Annotated in this window: 18 protein-coding genes; 15 read left to right on the top strand and 3 right to left on the bottom strand. The window is 60.6% G+C overall.

Features of this window, described 5'->3' with window-relative positions; all coding sequences use genetic code 11:
• Window positions 1-23: 23 nt before the first annotated feature.
• Window positions 24-812: a polyphosphate kinase gene (locus AAFX04_08575; GenBank protein MEO1045477.1), complete on the top strand. Its 789-nt coding sequence runs from the start codon at window positions 24-26 to the stop codon at window positions 810-812.
• A gap of 10 nt (window positions 813-822) precedes the next feature.
• Here the strand turns inward: AAFX04_08575 and greB are convergent, their stop codons facing one another.
• Window positions 823-1299, bottom strand: coding sequence for a transcription elongation factor GreB (gene greB, locus AAFX04_08570; GenBank protein MEO1045476.1), 477 nt, complete (start codon window positions 1297-1299; stop codon window positions 823-825).
• A gap of 19 nt (window positions 1300-1318) precedes the next feature.
• The gene (locus AAFX04_08565) at window positions 1319-3352 is read right to left on the bottom strand and encodes a lytic transglycosylase domain-containing protein (GenBank protein ID MEO1045475.1); all 2034 of its coding nucleotides are present in this window, start codon (window positions 3350-3352) and stop codon (window positions 1319-1321) included.
• A 132-nt stretch (window positions 3353-3484) separates the two neighbouring features.
• Here AAFX04_08565 and dapA point away from each other — a divergent pair, with 132 nt between their 5' ends.
• From dapA to AAFX04_08495, 14 genes are all read left to right on the top strand, one after another.
• On the top strand, window positions 3485-4366 hold the full coding sequence (gene dapA, locus AAFX04_08560) for a 4-hydroxy-tetrahydrodipicolinate synthase (GenBank protein ID MEO1045474.1): 882 nt from the start codon (window positions 3485-3487) through the stop codon (window positions 4364-4366).
• Between the two features lie 5 nt (window positions 4367-4371).
• Entirely contained in the window at window positions 4372-4854 is a 483-nt protein-coding gene (gene smpB, locus AAFX04_08555; GenBank protein MEO1045473.1) for an SsrA-binding protein SmpB, read from the top strand.
• Window positions 4855-4881: 27 nt separating this feature from the next.
• A complete protein-coding gene (locus AAFX04_08550) occupies window positions 4882-5430 on the top strand; it encodes a DUF2062 domain-containing protein (protein MEO1045472.1) in 549 nt (182 codons plus the stop codon).
• Window positions 5431-5531: 101 nt separating this feature from the next.
• Window positions 5532-8006 (top strand): response regulator, encoded by a 2475-nt coding sequence (locus AAFX04_08545; protein ID MEO1045471.1) that lies wholly within the window; start codon window positions 5532-5534, stop codon window positions 8004-8006.
• A gap of 2 nt (window positions 8007-8008) precedes the next feature.
• Complete coding sequence (locus tag AAFX04_08540) at window positions 8009-8371, top strand: response regulator (GenBank protein ID MEO1045470.1); 363 nt, start codon at window positions 8009-8011, stop codon at window positions 8369-8371.
• 101 nt (window positions 8372-8472) lie between these two features.
• A complete protein-coding gene (gene recA, locus AAFX04_08535) occupies window positions 8473-9546 on the top strand; it encodes a recombinase RecA (GenBank protein ID MEO1045469.1) in 1074 nt (357 codons plus the stop codon).
• Window positions 9547-9682: 136 nt separating this feature from the next.
• Window positions 9683-10195, top strand: a complete 513-nt coding sequence (locus tag AAFX04_08530; protein ID MEO1045468.1) for a hypothetical protein — start codon at window positions 9683-9685, stop codon at window positions 10193-10195.
• A 172-nt stretch (window positions 10196-10367) separates the two neighbouring features.
• Window positions 10368-13016: an alanine--tRNA ligase gene (gene alaS, locus AAFX04_08525; protein ID MEO1045467.1), complete on the top strand. Its 2649-nt coding sequence runs from the start codon at window positions 10368-10370 to the stop codon at window positions 13014-13016.
• Between the two features lie 63 nt (window positions 13017-13079).
• A complete protein-coding gene (crcB, locus tag AAFX04_08520; protein MEO1045466.1) occupies window positions 13080-13475 on the top strand; it encodes a fluoride efflux transporter CrcB in 396 nt (131 codons plus the stop codon).
• Entirely contained in the window at window positions 13472-14698 is a 1227-nt protein-coding gene (locus tag AAFX04_08515; protein ID MEO1045465.1) for an RluA family pseudouridine synthase, read from the top strand. Before crcB ends, AAFX04_08515 begins: the two co-directional genes overlap by 4 nt.
• The gene (locus tag AAFX04_08510) at window positions 14698-15306 is read left to right on the top strand and encodes an FMN-binding negative transcriptional regulator (GenBank protein ID MEO1045464.1); all 609 of its coding nucleotides are present in this window, start codon (window positions 14698-14700) and stop codon (window positions 15304-15306) included. The genes AAFX04_08515 and AAFX04_08510 overlap by 1 nt, the downstream gene beginning before the upstream one ends.
• Window positions 15303-15974, top strand: a complete 672-nt coding sequence (locus AAFX04_08505; GenBank protein MEO1045463.1) for an HAD-IA family hydrolase — start codon at window positions 15303-15305, stop codon at window positions 15972-15974. The genes AAFX04_08510 and AAFX04_08505 overlap by 4 nt, the downstream gene beginning before the upstream one ends.
• The gene (locus tag AAFX04_08500) at window positions 15964-16194 is read left to right on the top strand and encodes a hypothetical protein (GenBank protein ID MEO1045462.1); all 231 of its coding nucleotides are present in this window, start codon (window positions 15964-15966) and stop codon (window positions 16192-16194) included. The genes AAFX04_08505 and AAFX04_08500 overlap by 11 nt, the downstream gene beginning before the upstream one ends.
• Window positions 16191-16925: an ATP12 family protein gene (locus AAFX04_08495; protein MEO1045461.1), complete on the top strand. Its 735-nt coding sequence runs from the start codon at window positions 16191-16193 to the stop codon at window positions 16923-16925. The genes AAFX04_08500 and AAFX04_08495 overlap by 4 nt, the downstream gene beginning before the upstream one ends.
• 24 nt (window positions 16926-16949) lie before the next feature.
• Here the strand turns inward: AAFX04_08495 and AAFX04_08490 are convergent, their stop codons facing one another.
• On the bottom strand, window positions 16950-18170 hold the full coding sequence (locus AAFX04_08490) for a serine hydrolase domain-containing protein (protein ID MEO1045460.1): 1221 nt from the start codon (window positions 18168-18170) through the stop codon (window positions 16950-16952).
• Between the last annotated feature and the right edge of the window lie 2 nt (window positions 18171-18172).

Here is an 18172-nt window from a genome sequence, read left to right as displayed (position 1 = left end):
TGTGACGAGATTTAGGGGACAGCATGACCATCAAATTCTCGGACTATGAGAAAGGCGCGTCATTTGACGGCGATTATTCCGATGCACTCAAGGCGGTGCAGCGGCGGCTGGCGCGTGCGCATTTCGCGCATATCGTCCATGGCCGACGCTCGATGATCGTGTTCGAGGGCTGGGATGCTGCCGGCAAGGGCGGGATTATCCGCCGCATGTCTGCCGAATGGGATCCGCGCTATTTTGAGGTTTATCCGGTTGGCGCGCCAAGCCGCGAGGAGAGGGAGCGCCATTTCCTCTGGCGCTTCTGGCGCAACCTGCCGGGTACGCGCAATATCTCGGTATTCGATCGCAGCTGGTATGGCCGGGTGTTGGTCGAACGTGTTGAGGGTTTCTGCAGCGAAGCCGAATGGCAGCGCGGCTATGATGAAATCAATGAGTTCGAGGCGCAGCAGATCGACAGCGACACCCATTTGACCAAGATATTCCTGCATGTGACGCAGGGAACACAGGACAAGCGGCTAAAGGCACGGCTCGACACACCGCATAAACGCTGGAAGGTGACCGCAGAGGACTTCCGCAACCGCGCCCGGCGTGAGGATTATCTTGCTGCCATGGCCGACATGTTCGCCCGTACCGACACCCGTTGGGCACCTTGGGCGGTATTCGACGCCAACAACAAGAAAGCGGCACGGATCGCGGTGATGACCCATATTGCCGAGCAACTGGAAACGGCAGTGCCGGACGGTTTTGATGCGCTTGATCCGGAGCTGGTGGCGATGGCGGAACTGGCTTTCGGTTATAAACCGGAAGATAAATAACCATTCACCCTCAATAGTCTATCGCGATTATCTCCCATTCTTTGGGGCCTGTCGGGAGTTGCACTATACGCAGGTCGCCGATCCTTGCGCCGCGCAGCGCCCGGGCCAGTGGCGCGTTCCAGCCGATACGTGCGGCCCCGGCATCGGCCTCGTCATCGCCGACCAGCGTTACCGTGCGGCGGTTATCGTCTTCATCTGCCAGTTCGACTGTGGCACCGAAATAGACCCGGCTCTTGTCGGGATGCGCTGTCGGATCGATAACCTCTGCCTGTTTGATCCGTCGCGACAGATAGCGCACTTCGCGATCGATCTCGCGCAGCCGCTTCTTGCCGTAAATATAATCGCCATTTTCCGAGCGGTCGCCATTGCCCGCCGCCCAGCTTACTGTCTCGACCACCTTCGGCCGTTCGCCATGAAACAGCGCGTTATAACGCGCCTGCAGGGCGGCCAGCCCCTTGGCGCTGATATAATTGGGTTTGTCCGGCATCGGGGCAGAGACGGGAGGTTCAGCCCGGTGTGCGCTTGCCGAGATAATGGCTCAGGCGATTGGGCCCGCTATAACCCGCCTTGTCTGGGTACATCACATCATAGACAACGGCATTTTCGAGTACCCGCTGGACATAGTTCTTGGTCTCGAAGATCGGAATCTCCTCGATCCACTGGATGATGTCGATCTCTCCGGTACGGGGATCGCCATTGCGGCGCAGCCATTTGTTCACATTGCCCGGTCCGGCATTATAGGCCGCAGCCGCCAGCGGATAGCTGCCGCCATAATAACGCCGCATGCGTTCGAAATAGCTCGACCCGAGACGAATATTATAGAGCGGATCCTCGGTCAGAGAGCCGAAATTATAGGCAAGGCCGATCTTGCCTGCCTGTTCGCGCGCGGTTGAGGGCAGAAGCTGCATCAGGCCGCGTGCCCGGGCGTGGCTGACGGCGCGCTGGCTGAACTGGCTTTCCTGCCGGGTAACGGCGTGGATAAAGGTCCAGCTATTCTGATAGCCTGAGGGCACCGGCATATCGGGAAAGGCGACCGCTTGCAGCCGGTCATAGCCATTGGCGCGGGCGCTGCGTCCGGCGATCACCGCGAGGTCGCGGCGACCGATCTGCTCCGACAGCTGCCCGAGCAGCAGATAGTCCTGCTCGCTCTCTGCATCGGCAGAAAGCGCACGGAAAAAGCTGTTCTGCACCCGCCAGTCGCCGGTGCGACGGGTAACCAGCTTCGCGGCTTGGACCAGCGGGTCGCTGTCGAACTTGCCGCGCGCGACAATGTCGATGCTGTCGGTGTCCACGGTCGCAAACGGACCGACATCGCGGCCCAGCCGCTCAACCGCGAGTTGGCCGTAAAAATGATCGTCATATTGCGCTGCCATGGTGAAATATTTTTCCGCCTGCGCAGTATCATTGGCCTCGGCGGCGGCGCGACCGGCCCAGTAAAAGCCTTTGGAGCGGGTCTGCGGCGTGCGCGCGGCATTGCCATAGCGGGCAAACATGGCAATGGCCTTGGCCGGCTGGCGCTGTTCCATTAGCGCGGTGGTGCCGGCAAGCCAGGTCAGGCTGGTATAATCGTCGCGAATGCCGAGGCTCTCACCGCTGATATCGGTGCCCTTGGGAAAGGCATCATCGACCTGTGAGGCGATATTATAGGCCAGCGTCCATTGCCGGTCATTGGCGGCGGCGCGGGCATTGACCAGCAGCACTTCATACCATTCTTCGGCATCGACCGGATAGCGGGTCAGCATTGGCCGGTTGGCGAGCAGATTGCGCGCGGTGATCGAATTGCCGCTGTTGCGCAACTGCATGGCATAGGCGGCGAGATAGCCGGGGTCGCTGCGCACATTCTGGGGCAGACTGCCATGATCCACGCCTCGTTTGCGCAGCATTGCCAGCCGCGCGGCAAAGCCGGGGCGGTTTTCCGGCGACACGAAGCTCAGCTGCGTCTCGGCGCTGTTCGCGGCCTTGGCCCAGAGCAGTGCATCCATCCGGGCATCATGATCGGCTATCGAGAAGTCACTTGAGAACAGGCCGATCAACCGGGTCTCGTCATCCTTGGTCATCGGGCCGTTGCGCCATGCCTCGCGTGCCACTTCACGGGCTTTTTCGAACTGTCCCGCGCTGTTCAGCACGACGGCATAACGGGCGCGTCCGCTATTGGTGACCGGTTCGAAACGGTCGAAATAGGCCAGCACCTGGGTCGGCGAATAGCTGTTGAGGTTGATTGCCTGTTCGGCATTGCGGCGAAACCGGCTTTCGCCGGGCCAACCGGGATAGGTGACGAGGAAGCTGGCATATTCCTCGAAAGCGTAATTGTCCGATCCGCGTAGCGTTTCCCAGCGGTCGATAGCGGCATTGATATTGCCCGATGTGCGATCCTTCAGCACCGCGCGAGCGCGCTCCCAGCCACTGTCTTCGGCGGTCGGCTGGGCGGCGCAGGCCATTGGTATGGCGAGTGCACCGGCAACGATCAGGGCGAATGCGGAGCGGGACAGATGGCGTGCCGGGTTTTTCTGTGCGGGGAAAAGTGATGTCATGCTGGACATTATGGTGCTTTGCTCCTTATCAGGCGCTGAACAATATGCCTGTGGCGCACAATCGTGCAGCGATCCGCCACGTAGCGCAATGCATTTCACGCCGGGTTCCTGACCCTGTGGCGGTTTTTGAGGAGCAAATCCATGTTTTCCGGCTCCATTCCGGCTCTGGCGACTCCCTTTTGCGACGGATCGTTTGACGAGGCGGCTTTCCGGGCACTGATCGACTGGCAGATCGATGCCGGCAGCCGTGCGCTGGTACCCTGTGGCACCACCGGCGAAGCAGCGACGATGACGATTGCCGAGCATAATCATGTGGTTGCGGTCTGTATCGAGCAGGCCGCGGGACGCGTGCCGGTGATTGCCGGTTGCGGCTCCAATGATACCAGAGTGGCGCTGGAGCATATGCTGGCGGCCAAAGCTGCCGGTGCCGATGCGGCACTGGTGGTCCCGCCTTATTATAACCGGCCTAACCAGGCGGGCATATTGGCGCATTTCGAAACACTGGTAACGGGCTGCGACCTGCCGATTGTCGCCTATAATGTCCCCTCGCGCACAGTCACAGATATCAGCTGCGCCACCATGGCGCATATGGCAAACAGTGGTTGGATCATCGGCGTCAAGGATGCCACCGGCGAACTCGACCGGGTCAGCGACCACCGGGCGCATTGCGGCGAGCCATTCTGTCAGCTTTCCGGCAATGACGATGTCGCACTTGGTCATCGTGCCATGGGTGGGGCGGGGTGCATCTCGGTGACCGCCAATGTCGCCCCGGCATTATGCGCCGAATTTCAGCAGGCACTCGACGACAGAGACATGAATCAGGCGCTGGCATTGCAGGACCGGCTATACCCGTTACACAGGGCGCTGTTCGCCGATGCCTCGCCGGGGCCGGTCAAATATGCGCTCAATTGCCTCAGGCCCGATTTTTCCGCCGATTTGCGACTGCCGATGACGCCGCCAAGCGCGGAAGCCAAGGCGGCGGTCGATGCCGCGCTGGCGCATGCGGGGCTGATACAGAAATAAGCGCCATGGCACGCCCCAAACCCAGTAGTTTCGACAAGGCCAAGACCGTCGCCGAGAACCGGCGCGCGCGCTTCGACTATGCCATCGATGACGTGTTCGAGGCCGGCATTGCGCTGACCGGCACCGAGGTAAAATCGCTGCGTTTTGGCGAGGGTTCGATTGCCGAGAGCTATGCCGAGATCAATGATGGCGAAGTATGGCTGGTCAATGCCAATATCCCCGAATTCAGCCACGGCAACCGCTTCAACCATGAGCCGAAGCGGCCGCGCAAATTGCTGCTCCATGGCCGCGAAATCCAGAAACTGCATGGCGCGGTGGCCCGCAAGGGCATGACGCTGGTGCCGCTGTCGATCTATTTCAACCAGAAGGGCCGGGCCAAGGTCGAGCTGGCGTTGGCAAAGGGCAAAAAGGCACCCGACAAACGCGCGACAATCAAGGAGCGCGATTGGAAACGCGAGCAGGGACGCCTACTTAAAGATAATGGGTAATATTTACCACGATGGTGGCCATTCACGATGAAGCGCATAATCGCCTGGATCGTGAACAAGATGCCGACACGCGAGGGTATGGAGCGCAACAAATATATGCGCCCCATAGCTGGACGGGTTTTGCGCTCCGAGCTGTGGCGTTTTACCCGCCGCTCGGTGCCGCGTGGTGTGGCGCTGGGCATGCTGGCGGCGTTTCTGATTCCGCTGGGCCAGATTTTCGTTGCGGCCTTTCTGGCACTGCCGCTGCGCGCCAATGTGCCGGTGGCGGCGCTGACCACCTTCATCACCAATCCCTTCACCTATCCATTCTGGATCGTCGCGGCCAACAAGGTCGGTGATTTCATCCTGCAGATCGACGCGATGACCTATGGTGAGCCGCTCAATACCCAGATGCGCAGCACCTTGGGCGAGTGGATCAACTGGCTGTTCCTCGAAGCCGGTGTGACGGCCTTTGGTTTTGCGGTGCTGGCGATTGTCTTCGCCTCGCTCGGCTATGTCGTCAGCTCCTTTGGCTGGCGCTACTGGATCGGCCGTAAAAGGCAGCGCTCGCAGATGGCGCTGCGCCGCGGCGCCTGACGCCAGCACTTTGTCAAAAGCGGCATTTCATGCACAGCCTTGTGTTTCGGCGCCAACGCGAATTGCCTTTGCCAGCCAAATCCGACTAAAGCGAAAACAGCATGAAGCAAGGGTTGAAACAGGCGCTGCCGGGCAATGGTCGGATGGAAGGACTGGTCGCCGCTGATGACGGCGTGACCGGCATGGCACCGCTCACTGCCGGGGCGATTATGGCCGGGCTGGTGGCAACGGTGGCGCTGGCCTATTTGCTGACCGACAATGTCATGATCGCGCTTCTGCTGGCGGCGGCAATGCTGTTCTTCGCTGCTTTGATATGGTTCTATGTCTCGATGGTGGCCGATGATCGGTCGGCAGAGGAATTTATCGCCGACTGGACCATCACCGCTGCCGTGGCCGATCAAAGCAACCAGCTTATTGCCATCACGGATCGCGCCGGACGGTTGGTCTGCGCCAACGGCCTGTACGCCGAGATATTTGGCGACTATCTGCCACCGACCGACCTCAAGCTCGACAGTGGCAGTGATACGATTGTCCAGCAGGCAGGGCGCGCCGCGTGGCGTGATGGCGATGCCCAGGCCGATTCGGTACGCCATCTCGGCAATGCCTATGAACTGGAGGTGCTGCGCATCGGCCGCGGCGATGACCATTTGCTCTGGCGTTTCCGCGCGGTGTTGCAGGCCAGTCTGGTCGAGGAGGCAAAGCGGCTGGTCGGCGGCTTTGCCGGTCGTGCTGCGGGCGAGGCCGGACTGATAACCGCTGTTGTCGGGCCCGAAGGGCGTATCCGCTCGGCCAACAGCGCCTTTGCCCTGCGCGCTGTCGGCGATGGCAACACCAACCTGATTGGTCGTGATTTTGCCAGCTTCCTGCGGGTCGATGATGCGCAGAACATCTTTTTCGAGCGCGAGGGGCAGACCGGACCGGCGCTGCAACTGGTGCATATCCCGCTCGCCGACCAGAATGGCTCGGCCGAACGCCGTGAAAGTGATCATCCGGCGCTGCTGCTGTTGCTCGATCGCCAGGAAGTTTCGGCGCGCAAGGGGGCGGAACTGATGCAGGTCGAGCTGATGTTCTCGCTGCTGCCCTTTGGCCTGGCCATGGTGAATCGCGATGGCCGCTTTCTGTTTGCCAATGGCGCCTTTACCCGTGCCAGCGGCCTCGATGATGAGGCGCTGCCTCCCTATCCGGGCGATCTGGTAATTGCCGAGGACAAGGCGGCGCTGGCTGACACCATTCGCCGCTTCGCTTCAGGGCCGCCCCAGGGAGGCGATCTGGCGGTGCGGCTCAAACATCAGCCCGATGAGCCGATCTCGCTCAATGTCGCCGGGGTACGCGGGCTTGGCGATGCGGCGGTGCTGTTGTCGTTGCGGGACAATAGCGAGGAGGCGACGCTCAAGCGTCAGGTGGCGCAGGCGACCAAGATGCAGGCAGTGGGCCAGCTGGCCGGTGGCGTCGCGCATGATTTCAACAATGTGCTGACCGCGATTCTCGGCCATTGCGATCTGATGCTGCTGCGCCACAGCCCGGGCGATGGCGATTATGACGATATCCAGCAGATCAAGAATAACTCCGCCCGTGCCGCCAGCCTGACCCGCCAGCTGCTCGCCTTTTCACGGCAGCAGACGCTACGACCACAAATCTTGCAATTACCGGATGTTATCGCCGAGACCTCGCACCTGCTCAACCGGCTGATAGGCGAGAAGGTGACGCTGGAAGTGCGGCACGACCGCAATCTCGGCGCCATCCGTGCCGACCCCGGCCAGCTCGAACAGGTGATCATGAACCTGGCCGTCAATGCCCGCGACGCGATGCCGGATGGCGGTATATTAGCCATCGAGACGCGCCGAGTCTCGTCCGGCGACGTGCGCGCGATGAACAGCGACATATTGCCGGTTGCCGACTATTCGGCGATTGTCGTGCGCGATGAGGGCTGCGGCATCAGCGCCGAGAATCAGGCCAAGATTTTCGAACCCTTCTTCACCACCAAGGATGTCGGCAAGGGCACCGGGCTCGGGCTGTCCACTGTCTATGGCATCGTCAAACAATCGGGCGGTTATATCTTCGTCGACTCTGCCATAGGCAGGGGCACCAGCTTCACGCTTTATTTTCCGGTGCATGACATACGCGGTGAGACCGCCGCCGAACCCGAGGGGAAAACGCTGTACGATCCCCCTGACGAGCCCAATGACTATCTGGGGGGCAGTGGCACCATCTTGCTGGTCGAGGATGAGGACATGGTGCGCGCCGTCGCCGAGCGCGCGCTGACCCGACAGGGCTATAGCGTGATCACCGCCGGTGACGGCGAGGACGGACTTGAACAGTTTGCCGCGCATGACAATGTCATCGATCTGGTGATCAGCGATGTGGTGATGCCGGTGATGGACGGCCCTGCCATGGCGCGGATCATCCGCGAGCGTGCACCCGATGTGCCGTTGATCTTCATGTCGGGCTATGCCGAGGAACAGCTGCGCAAGTCGATTGATGTCGACAATATGGGCTTTTTGCCCAAACCGTTCAGCGTGGCGCAGATTTGCGAGAGCGCCGGGCAGGCGCTGCGCCGCAGCAGGGAGAAGGCATAGTCATGGCTGACGCTGAATCGCGCAGGACTTTTCTGGTCGCCGAGGATGAGGCGATGATCGCCATGTTGCTTGAGGATATTCTTGATGCGGCGGGCCATGATGTTGCCGCAGTGGTCGACAGCAACGCTGATGCCATGGCGGCGCTTGAGCGCGGTGGCGTTGATGCAGCGATTCTCGACATCAACCTTTCCGACGGCGAAAGCTGGGCACTGGCGGCGCATCTGCAGCAACAAGGCATCCCCTTTCTCATCGCCAGCGGCGACAGCGCCGTCACCCCACCGGATGGTATGGCACCGGTAAAAATGCTCGCCAAGCCATTCAGCCTGGCCTCTCTGGAAGACGCCATCACCGGCCTTGATGGATAATTTTTGTTCTGCCCTTGTTCTACTGGAACAAATGCGGTACAGCCTGTGGACAGCTATTCATTGATTGATTCCATTTTGGCATCTAGGCAGGGAGCAGGCACATGGCCGGACAGTTGAAACTCGTTGACGCGGAAAAGCAGACAAAGACTATGGATCGGCAAAAAGCACTTGATGCGGCACTGGCACAGATAGACCGTGCCTTCGGCAAGGGATCGGCGATGAAGCTGGGCTCGCGCGAGGCGATGAATGTCGAGGCGATCTCGACCGGTTCGCTGGGTCTCGACATTGCGCTTGGCATTGGCGGCCTGCCGCGCGGCCGGGTGATCGAGATTTACGGACCGGAGAGCTCGGGCAAGACGACACTGGCGCTGCACACCGTCGCCGAGGCGCAGAAGACCGGTGGTACCGCTGCCTTTGTCGACGCCGAGCACGCGCTCGATCCGGTCTATGCCAAGAAGCTGGGTGTCGATATTGACGAGTTGATCGTGTCGCAGCCCGATACCGGTGAACAGGCGCTGGAGATTGCCGACACGCTGGTGCGTTCCAATGCCGTCGACATATTGGTCATCGATTCGGTCGCAGCACTGGTGCCGCGCGCCGAGATCGAAGGCGAGATGGGCGACAGCCATGTCGGCCTGCAGGCACGGCTGATGAGCCAGTCGCTGCGCAAGCTCACCGGTTCGATCAGTCGCTCGCGCTGCATGGTGATCTTCATCAACCAGCTGCGCATGAAGATCGGCGTCATGTACGGCAATCCGGAGACCACCACCGGTGGCAACGCGCTCAAATTCTATGCCTCGGTACGGCTCGACATTCGCCGCACCGGCCAAATCAAGGATCGCGATGAGATTATCGGCAACTCGACCCGGGTAAAGGTGGTCAAGAACAAGGTTGCGCCACCGTTCAAACAGGTCGAGTTCGACATCATGTATGGCGAGGGCATTTCCAAGATCGGCGAGATTCTCGATCTCGGCGTCAAGGCCGGTATTGTCGAGAAATCGGGCAGCTGGTTCTCATACGACTCGGTGCGCATCGGCCAGGGGCGCGAAAACGCCAAGACCTTCCTCAAGGAGAATCCAGAGCTGATGGAAAAGCTGGAAAATGCGATCCGCGGCAAGGAAGACGAAGTTGCCGAGGAAATGATGACCGGGCCCGACAGCGACGGCGAGAAATGATATTCCGGCGACAACAATGCGGCTTTTGCGCAACATCTGCAGGATAAACAGAAGGCGGCAAATGTTTACAATCCGGCGGGATTTACTTTTGTGAACCTCTGATGCATCCCTTAGTTTCCAATAGGGGGAGCATATCATGAAGTCAGTTTTTTCGGTTGCTGCTGTCGCAATGATGGCAGTAGGTCTCGGCGGTTGCGCAACTGTCCTTAACGGCACCAATCAGGATGTCGAGTTTCTGTCCGAGCCCGATGGTGCCGTGGTCGAGCTGGTGACGGGCCAGACATGCGAAACGCCGTGCGAATATGAGCTGAAGCGCGGCCATGATACCCGCGTCGATTTTACCAAAGAAGGCTATAAGCCGGAATTTGTCTATGTGCAGAGCCGTCTGGCCGGTTCAACCTTCGGCAATATCATCGCAGGCGGCGGTATTGGTGCGGTGGTTGATGGTTCTAACGGTTCGTCCAATCGGCTTTTCCCGAGGCCTGTCTATATCCGTCTGGTTCCTTTGGGATCGGATGAAGAGGCCGTGCTGCTCGACAAGGATGGTGAGGTGATTGCCACCGTAGCCGAGCATAATGCCGAAGTTGGCGAAGATGTCCGCAAAGGTCTCGAGGAGCAGGGCCTGTTTGAGCGCGGTGCAGCACAATAATTGCGGATTGCGATCGCAATGCAGGAGGGTGCACCGGACCGTATGTCTGGTGCACCCTTTATTGTTAGTATCAAGGCACTGACGCACTTGTGCTGACCGGTTGCTGCGGACAATTCATCATTGCCATACAGCAGGCCTTGTCAGTATAACCGACCTCGCTTAAGTCGCTGGCATGACTTCGACCAATGACATACGGCAATCGTTTCTCGATTTCTTCACCGCGCATGGCCACAGGGCCATTGCCTCGGCACCGCTGATCCCGCAGGCGGACCCGACATTAATGTTCGTCAATGCCGGCATGGTGCCGTTCAAAAATGTGTTTACCGGGCTGGAAAGCGCGCCCGCACCCTGTGCCACATCGTCGCAGAAATGCGTTCGCGCCGGCGGCAAACATAATGATCTCGACAATGTCGGCTATACCGCGCGTCACCACACCTTTTTCGAGATGCTGGGCAATTTCTCGTTCGGCGATTATTTCAAGCAGGATGCGATCAGCCATGCCTGGGAATTGTTGACCGGGGTTTGGGGCATTTCACCGGATAAGCTCACCGTCACCGTCTATCATGATGATGACGAAGCCTTTGCGCTGTGGAAAACCATTTCCGGCCTGCCCGAGGACCGCATCATCCGCATCGCCACCGACGACAATTTCTGGTCGATGGGCGATACCGGTCCATGCGGCCCGTGCAGCGAGATTTTCTACGATCATGGCGACCATATCCCCGGTGGCCCTCCCGGCAGTCCCGATGAAGATGGCGACCGCTTTGTCGAGATATGGAATCTCGTTTTCATGCAATATGACCGCGACAGCGAGGGCACACTCAACCCGCTGCCCAAGCCGAGCATCGACACCGGTATGGGGCTGGAGCGTATCGCCGCGGTATTGCAGAACACCCACGACAATTACCGTACCGACACATTTGAGGAACTGATCGGCGCTTCTGTGCGGCTCACCGGTTCGGATGATCCGGGCAATGCCGGCCATCGCATCATTGCCGATCATCTGCGCTCGACCAGCTTCCTGATCGCCGATGGCGTTCTCCCCGCCAATGAGGGGCGCGGTTATGTGCTGCGCCGGATCATGCGCCGCGCCATGCGCCATGCGCATCTGCTTGGTGCCGATGAACCACTAATGTACCGTCTGGTACCGACATTGGTGAGCCAGATGGGACAGGCCTATCCCGAACTGGTTCGGGCACAGCCGCTGATCGCCGAAACGCTGGAGCGTGAGGAAATCCGCTTCCGCAAGACGCTTGATAAAGGTCTCAAACTGCTCGACGAAGCGGTGATCGATCTCAAGGCTGGCGATACATTGCCCGGCGAAACCGCGTTCAGGCTCTATGATACCTATGGCTTCCCCTATGACCTGACCGAAGATGCGCTACGGGCGCAGGACATCGGCGTAGACCGTGCTGGTTTCGATACCGCCATGGCTGAACAGAAAGCTGCCGCGCGGGCCGCCTGGAAAGGCTCGGGTGAAACCGCTTCGGACGATATCTGGTTCGATATTGCCGAGCGCGAGGGCAGCACCGAATTTACCGGCTATACGGCGCTGCGCGGCGACGGCGCGGTGGTGGCACTGATATGTGATGGTGCTGAGGTCGATACGCTCAAGGTCGGTGAAACCGGAATATTGCTGACCAACCAGACGCCATTTTATGGCGAATCTGGCGGTCAGGAGGGCGATAGCGGTGTGGTGATGATGGGTGATACCCAGATTGCCACGGTCGAGACGGTGAGCAAGCCGCTGGGCCGGTTGCACGCGCACCACATCGCCATGACCGGCGGCATGCTGACCAGGGGCGATACCGTCACCCTGCTGGTCGATGGCGGTCGCCGTGACCGGCTGCGTGCCAACCACAGCGCGACGCACCTGCTCCATGCTGCACTGCGCCGCCATCTGGGCGAGCATGTGACGCAAAAAGGCAGCCTTGTTGCAGAGGACCGGCTGCGCTTCGATTTCTCGCATCCCAAGGCAGTCAGCGCGGAAGAAATCGCCACGATTCAGGCCGAGGTGAATGCCCAGATTCGCGGCAATCGCACGGTACACACGCGATTGATGACACCCGATGATGCGGTCGCTGCCGGCGCACTGGCGCTGTTCGGCGAGAAATATGGCGATGAGGTCCGGGTACTTTCCATGGGCGACTGGGAGGACAGCGATTATTCGGTCGAACTGTGCGGCGGCACCCATGTCAATGCACTGGGCGATATCGGCCTGTTGCATATCATCTCGGAAAGCGCCGTCTCGGGCGGTGTGCGACGTATCGAGGCGTTGACCGGAGAGGCGGCGCGCGACTGGCTGGTGCAGCGCGACCACGCCTTGCAGGAAGCTGCAAGCGCGCTCAAAACTTCGCCTGCCGAAGTTACTGAACGCGTCGCAACGCTGGTGCAGGAGCGCAAGAAGCTGGAACAGGAGCTGGCCGAAAGCCGCAAGAAACTGGCGCTTGCGGGCAATGGCGGTGGCGGCGAGAAACCCGCTGGCGATGAAACCATTGGCGATATCCGCTTTCGCGGCCAGCGTTTCGATGGCCTCAACCCCAAGGAGCTGCGTGGCCTGCTCGACAATGCCAAGGCCGATATGGGCAGCGGCGTTGTGGCGATGATCGCGGTCAATGATGGCCGCGCGGCCGCCGCGGTCGGTGTCACCGATGATCTCTCCGATATGCTGAGCGCGGTCGATCTGGTGCGTGTTGCCGTCGAAGCCCTTGGCGGCAAGGGCGGCGGCGGTCGCCCTGACATGGCGCAGGGCGGAGGCCCCAATGGCGATGCTGCGGACGAAGCGATTGCCGCGGTGCGCGCGGCGATTCGCGGATCATAAATCCTCCCCGTCCCGGGGAGGAACCCATGGCCTTTCGCGATCAGTCCGGCTAAGACGCTGGCCATGTCCGGTCTTTCCCTTGGCACTGCAACATTACTGGTCGCCCTGGGCGGTGGTCTTGGTGCTGCGGGGCGTTTCCATCTCGGTCGCGTGGCGTTGCAGTTTTTCGGGCCGGGCTGGCCTTGGGGCACGCTGATTGCCAATGTCAGTGGCGGCTTTCTGATGGGCTGTCTCGTTGGTGTACTGGCGCAGCAGGCCAGTGGTGGTGAGGGCTGGCGGCTGTTGATCGGTATCGGCTTGCTCGGCGGCTTTACCACCTTTTCCGCCTTCTCGCTGGAGACAGTCAATATGCTGATGCGCGGCGATATGGCGATAGCGCTTGGCTATATATTGCTGTCGGTCGTGGCCGCTGTCGCGGCGCTTTATGGCGGGCTGATGCTGGCGAGGCTATGGGCATGACCGCAGGCGAACAAGCCAGCGGCGAGCCGCGCGTGCGCGAATATCGCATCGCCAGGGATGATGATGATATCCGCATCGATCGGTGGTTTGCGCGGCATATGGGGCATATCGGATTTGGCACCATCTCCAAATGGGCGCGTACCGGGCAGATCCGCGTCAATGGCCGCCGGGTGTCGCCGGGCGACCGGCTGCGCACCGGGCAGTTGCTGCGCGTACCGCCCGAAGACCCCGGACACCGCCAGCGCCACACCAAACCAGTGCGCGAGCTGTCCGAAGAGGACAGGGCGCTGGCCGAGAGCCTGGTAATCGAAAATACCCGGTCGGCGATCATCCTCAACAAGCCGCCGGGGCTGGCTACGCAGGGCGGCAGCAAGACCTATCGCCATATTGATGGCCTGCTCGATGTCTATCGGGAGGGCGATGATCCGCGCCCGCGTCTGGTGCATCGGCTCGACAAGGATACCTCGGGAGTTTTGCTGGTGGCACGCACGCCTGGAAGCGCCGCGTTCTTCTCGAAACGGTTTTCCGGACGGACTGCGAAGAAAGTCTATTGGGCACTGGTCATGGGCCTGCCTGAGATACGCGAGGGCCAGATCGACCTGCCGCTGGCGAAACAGCCGGGCACAGGCGGCGAGAAAATCTATGTCGATCATGAACAGGGCCAGCCGAGCCGCAGCCGTTACCGGGTGATCGAGCATGCCGGCGGCAGGGTAAGCTGGGTCGAGCTGCACCCGCTGACCGGGCGTACGCACCAGCTGCGCGTGCATATGGCGGCGATCGGCCATCCGATTGTCGGTGATGCCAAATATGGTGGCAAGGAAGCCCATGTTACCGGCCCGGTCAGCCGCAAAATGCACCTCCATGCCAGGCGTCTGGTGATCGAGCAGCCCGATGGTGACCGCATCGATGTGCGGGCCGAACTGCCACCGCATTTCGCCGATACGATGGAGAGCATGGGTTTTGACCTCGCACTAGGCGATGTGTTCGATCCGGTGGATGGTGAGGCACTGCCCGACCGCGCCAACCAGAAGCGAAAGGCCAAGGCCCACGCCAAACAGGTTCGCAAGGCCCGGCGCGGCGAAAGACGGGGGCGCAATACCTCTGCCAAAACAGCGGCCAAAACCAAACCGGGTAAGACACCGGGGCGCAAACCGGTAACGCGTGGCAAAGTTGCTGCCAAAAAGAGGCCTGCACGCGGTGCGCCGAAGGGCAGGCGCGGCTGATGCACCCGGATCGCAGTTTCCATATCACTGATCGCGATGTGATGCGGCAATGGGTCGAGGAAATCGGTTTCGGCACGCTGTTCGCGCAAACGCCCAATGGCCCGCGTGTAGCGCATATTCCGGCGCTGTTCGATGGACCGGAGCGTCTGGAATTCCATCTCTCGCGCGGCAATGCGCTGACCCGCCATATTGCCGATGGCGATGTGCTGTTCGTGGTCAACGGACCCGATGCCTATATCAGTGCCAACTGGTATGATATTCCCGATCAGGTGCCGACCTGGAACTATCTCAGCATCGAACTGGAAGGCGATGTCAGACGCATGGAGCGCGACCGCATGCCTGACCTGATTGATCAGGTGACAGCGCATCATGAAATGCGTGCCGGCGAGGATCCACCCTGGACCCGCGACAAGATGGCATCGGGCAAATTTGAGGGGATGTTGCAGGGGATTGTTGGTTTTCGCATGGCGATCAAGGCATGGCGCGGCACCGCCAAGCTGAGTCAGAACAAGCCCGAGGCAACACGCCTTGCTGCTGCCGACAGGGTCGAAGCCAGCGGACGCCGGGCGATGGCGATGTTGATGCGAAATGTGGAGAGTGGCGAGTGACCCGACTGGCGATATTCGATTGCGATGGCACCATGGTCGACGGGCAGGCCAATATCTGCGCTGCCATGGAGCGCGCCTTTGCTGCCGAAGGCCTGGCCCCGCCTGATCATCACCAGACCCGACGCATTGTCGGCCTGTCACTGGCGGAGGCGATGCACGCGCTGGCACCCGATCTGGACGAAGCACAACGGGCGCGCCTGGCCGATCATTATCGCACCGCCTTTCAGACATTGCGCGCCCGGGGCGATCTGACCGAACCGCTTTATGACGGCTTGGTCGAACTGCTGCAGCGTCTGCGTGAAGCTGACTGGCTGTGCGCGGTGGCCACAGGCAAGTCGGATCGCGGTCTGCGCTTTGTACTTGAGCATCATCAATTGTCCGAACATTTTATCAGCCTGCAAACCGCCGACCGGCACCCGTCCAAGCCGCATCCGTCGATGATTTTGCAGGCGCTTGACGATGCCGGGGCAGAGCCCGCCCATGCAACGATGATCGGCGATACCAGCTTCGACATGGTGATGGCGATCAATGCCGGAGTCCGCCCGATTGGCGTTGACTGGGGCTATCATGATGCGCATGAGCTGCACGAGGCTGGCGCTGACCATGTGGTGACCAGCATGGAGGCGCTGTTTGCCGTGCTTATGGAAGAGGACACCCATGGACGATGAAACCCAGGCAAAGCAGCGCTTTGCGGTGATCAACATATTGCGGCTGGGCGGGGCCGTGCTGGTGGTACTGGCGCTGTTGATGATCAACGGGACTATTGGCGGGCTTCCCGATATTGTGGCCTATGTGCTGCTGGTTGTCGGGCTGTTCGATTTCTTTGTCGTTCCGTTGCTGTTGGCGCGGCGCTGGCGGAGTCCGGAGGAACCGGCGGACAGACAATGACGGCAACTTCTCCCGGATCGCAGGCGGAGACACCGCGCGCCAAGCGATTCTACAAACAGGTGACGGTGGATGCTTCCGGCGCGACACATGCGATACTGCTTGATGGCCGGGCAGTGAAGACGCCATTGCGCCGGGCGCTGGCGCTTCCCACGGCGCAACTGGCGGAAATGGTCGCCGGCGAATGGCGTGATCAGGATGCGTTTATCCGCCCCGAAACGATGGTGCTCACCGGCTTTTGCAACGCCGCTATCGACCGTATTGCCGATCATCGCGACGAGGTAGGCAAGGCGATTGCCGGTTTTGCCGAGACCGACACGCTGTCCTATCGCGATGGCCCGGACTCGCCCTTATTCACCCGGCAACAGGCGGTGTGGGAACCGATATTGCGCGATCTCGAGGCAGCACATGGCATTGTCTGGTTGCGTCTGTCGGGCGTGATGCCACGGCCGCAAACGCCCGAAGTGCGGGCACTGGCCATGGCGGTCATCGCTGATGATGATGCGTTCCGGTTGACCGCCTTCAGCCAGATAGTTGAACTGACCGGTTCCTTTGCACTGGCGCTGGCCCTGCGCGAGCAGCGCCACAGCCCTGATGCGATCTGGGATGCGGCGTTTCTCGAACAGACATGGCAGGCCGAGCAATGGGGCGAAGACGCGGAAGCCACGGCCCAGCTCGAGGCGCGCCGCGCCCGCTATGACGCGGCAGTGGCGATGTGGGGCGTGCTCAACTAGCCCTTCGCCTGTTCGGGCCGAGTCTCAATCCAGAGCCGCATAGAGCATGGTCTTGATCTCGCGGCGGATGGGATAGGCGGATGACGGCATCAACTGGGTCATGAACACCATGATCACATCCTCTACCGGATCGACGAAAAACGCGGTCGAGAACATGCCGCCCCAATAGAAATCGCCGGTGGAGCCGGGCATGCCGGTCGCGGCATTGTCGATGGTGGTGGCAAAACCAAGGCCGAAGCCGGCACCGGCATTCTGCGCTTCGGAGAATAGCGCAGTGCTGTGCCGGGTCAGGTCGCCGCCGCCCGGAAGATGATTGCTGGTCATCAGTTCCAGTGTCTTGCGCCCGATGATCCGCGCGCCGTCAAGCTGACCTTCATTAAGCAGCATCCGGCAGAACAGATGATAATCGTGCAGCGTCGACATCAGCCCGCCACCGCCGGAGAAATAGCCCGGCTTGGGTAACCACGCGGTTTTGGCACCGCGATCATAGGGCTTCATCTTTTCTTTGGGATCAAAAGAGTAGCTGTCGGTCACGCGGTCGACCTTTTCGGCGGGCAGCTGGAAATGCGTGTCCTCCATGCCCAGCGGATCGAAGATATTCTGCTGGAAATAGTCGGCGAGCGACTGGCCGGAAATCCGCTCGATTATCGCGCCGAGCACGTCGGTGGACACCGAGTAATTCCAGCTGGTCCCGGGGTCGAACTGCAACGGAATCTTCGCCAGCGAGGCGATGAAATGGTCGATATCGCCGCCGTCAAACCGTTCGAAACCAAGCTTGCGATAGGCGGCATCGACCGGAGTACGCTCCTGAAAGCTGTAGGTCAGGCCGCTGGTATGGCGCAGCAGGTCGATGATTTGCATTGGCTCGACAGGTGGGCGGGTGACAAAAGGCTGGTCACCGCCGCCGCTCACAAAGACGCCCATGCCCTTCCATTCAGGCAGGTAGCGATGCACCGGATCGGCCAGCGCCACCTTGCCCTGTTCGACCAGCTGCATAAAGGCAATCGAGGTGATTGGTTTGGTCATGCTGGCGATGCGGAAGATCGCGTCTTCGGTGAGCGGCTGCCCCGGTCTTGCCTCGCCTTGCAGCGAGACATGGGCAATTTCATCGCCACGCCCGATCAGCAACGCCGCATGCGGCAGCAACCCGGTATCGAGATATTTCGCCCTGATAAAGGCCGGGATGTGGTCGAGCAAGGGGCCATGAAAACCCAGTGATTCAGGGTCGGAAACGGTGAGGGTCATGG

The sequence above is a fragment of the Pseudomonadota bacterium genome (assembly GCA_039818985.1).
In the GTDB taxonomy this organism is placed as follows: Bacteria; Pseudomonadota; Alphaproteobacteria; order Sphingomonadales; family Sphingomonadaceae; genus Alterisphingorhabdus.
Note: the sequence above shows the minus strand (reverse complement) of the source record. Positions and strands in the feature narration are given on the sequence as shown.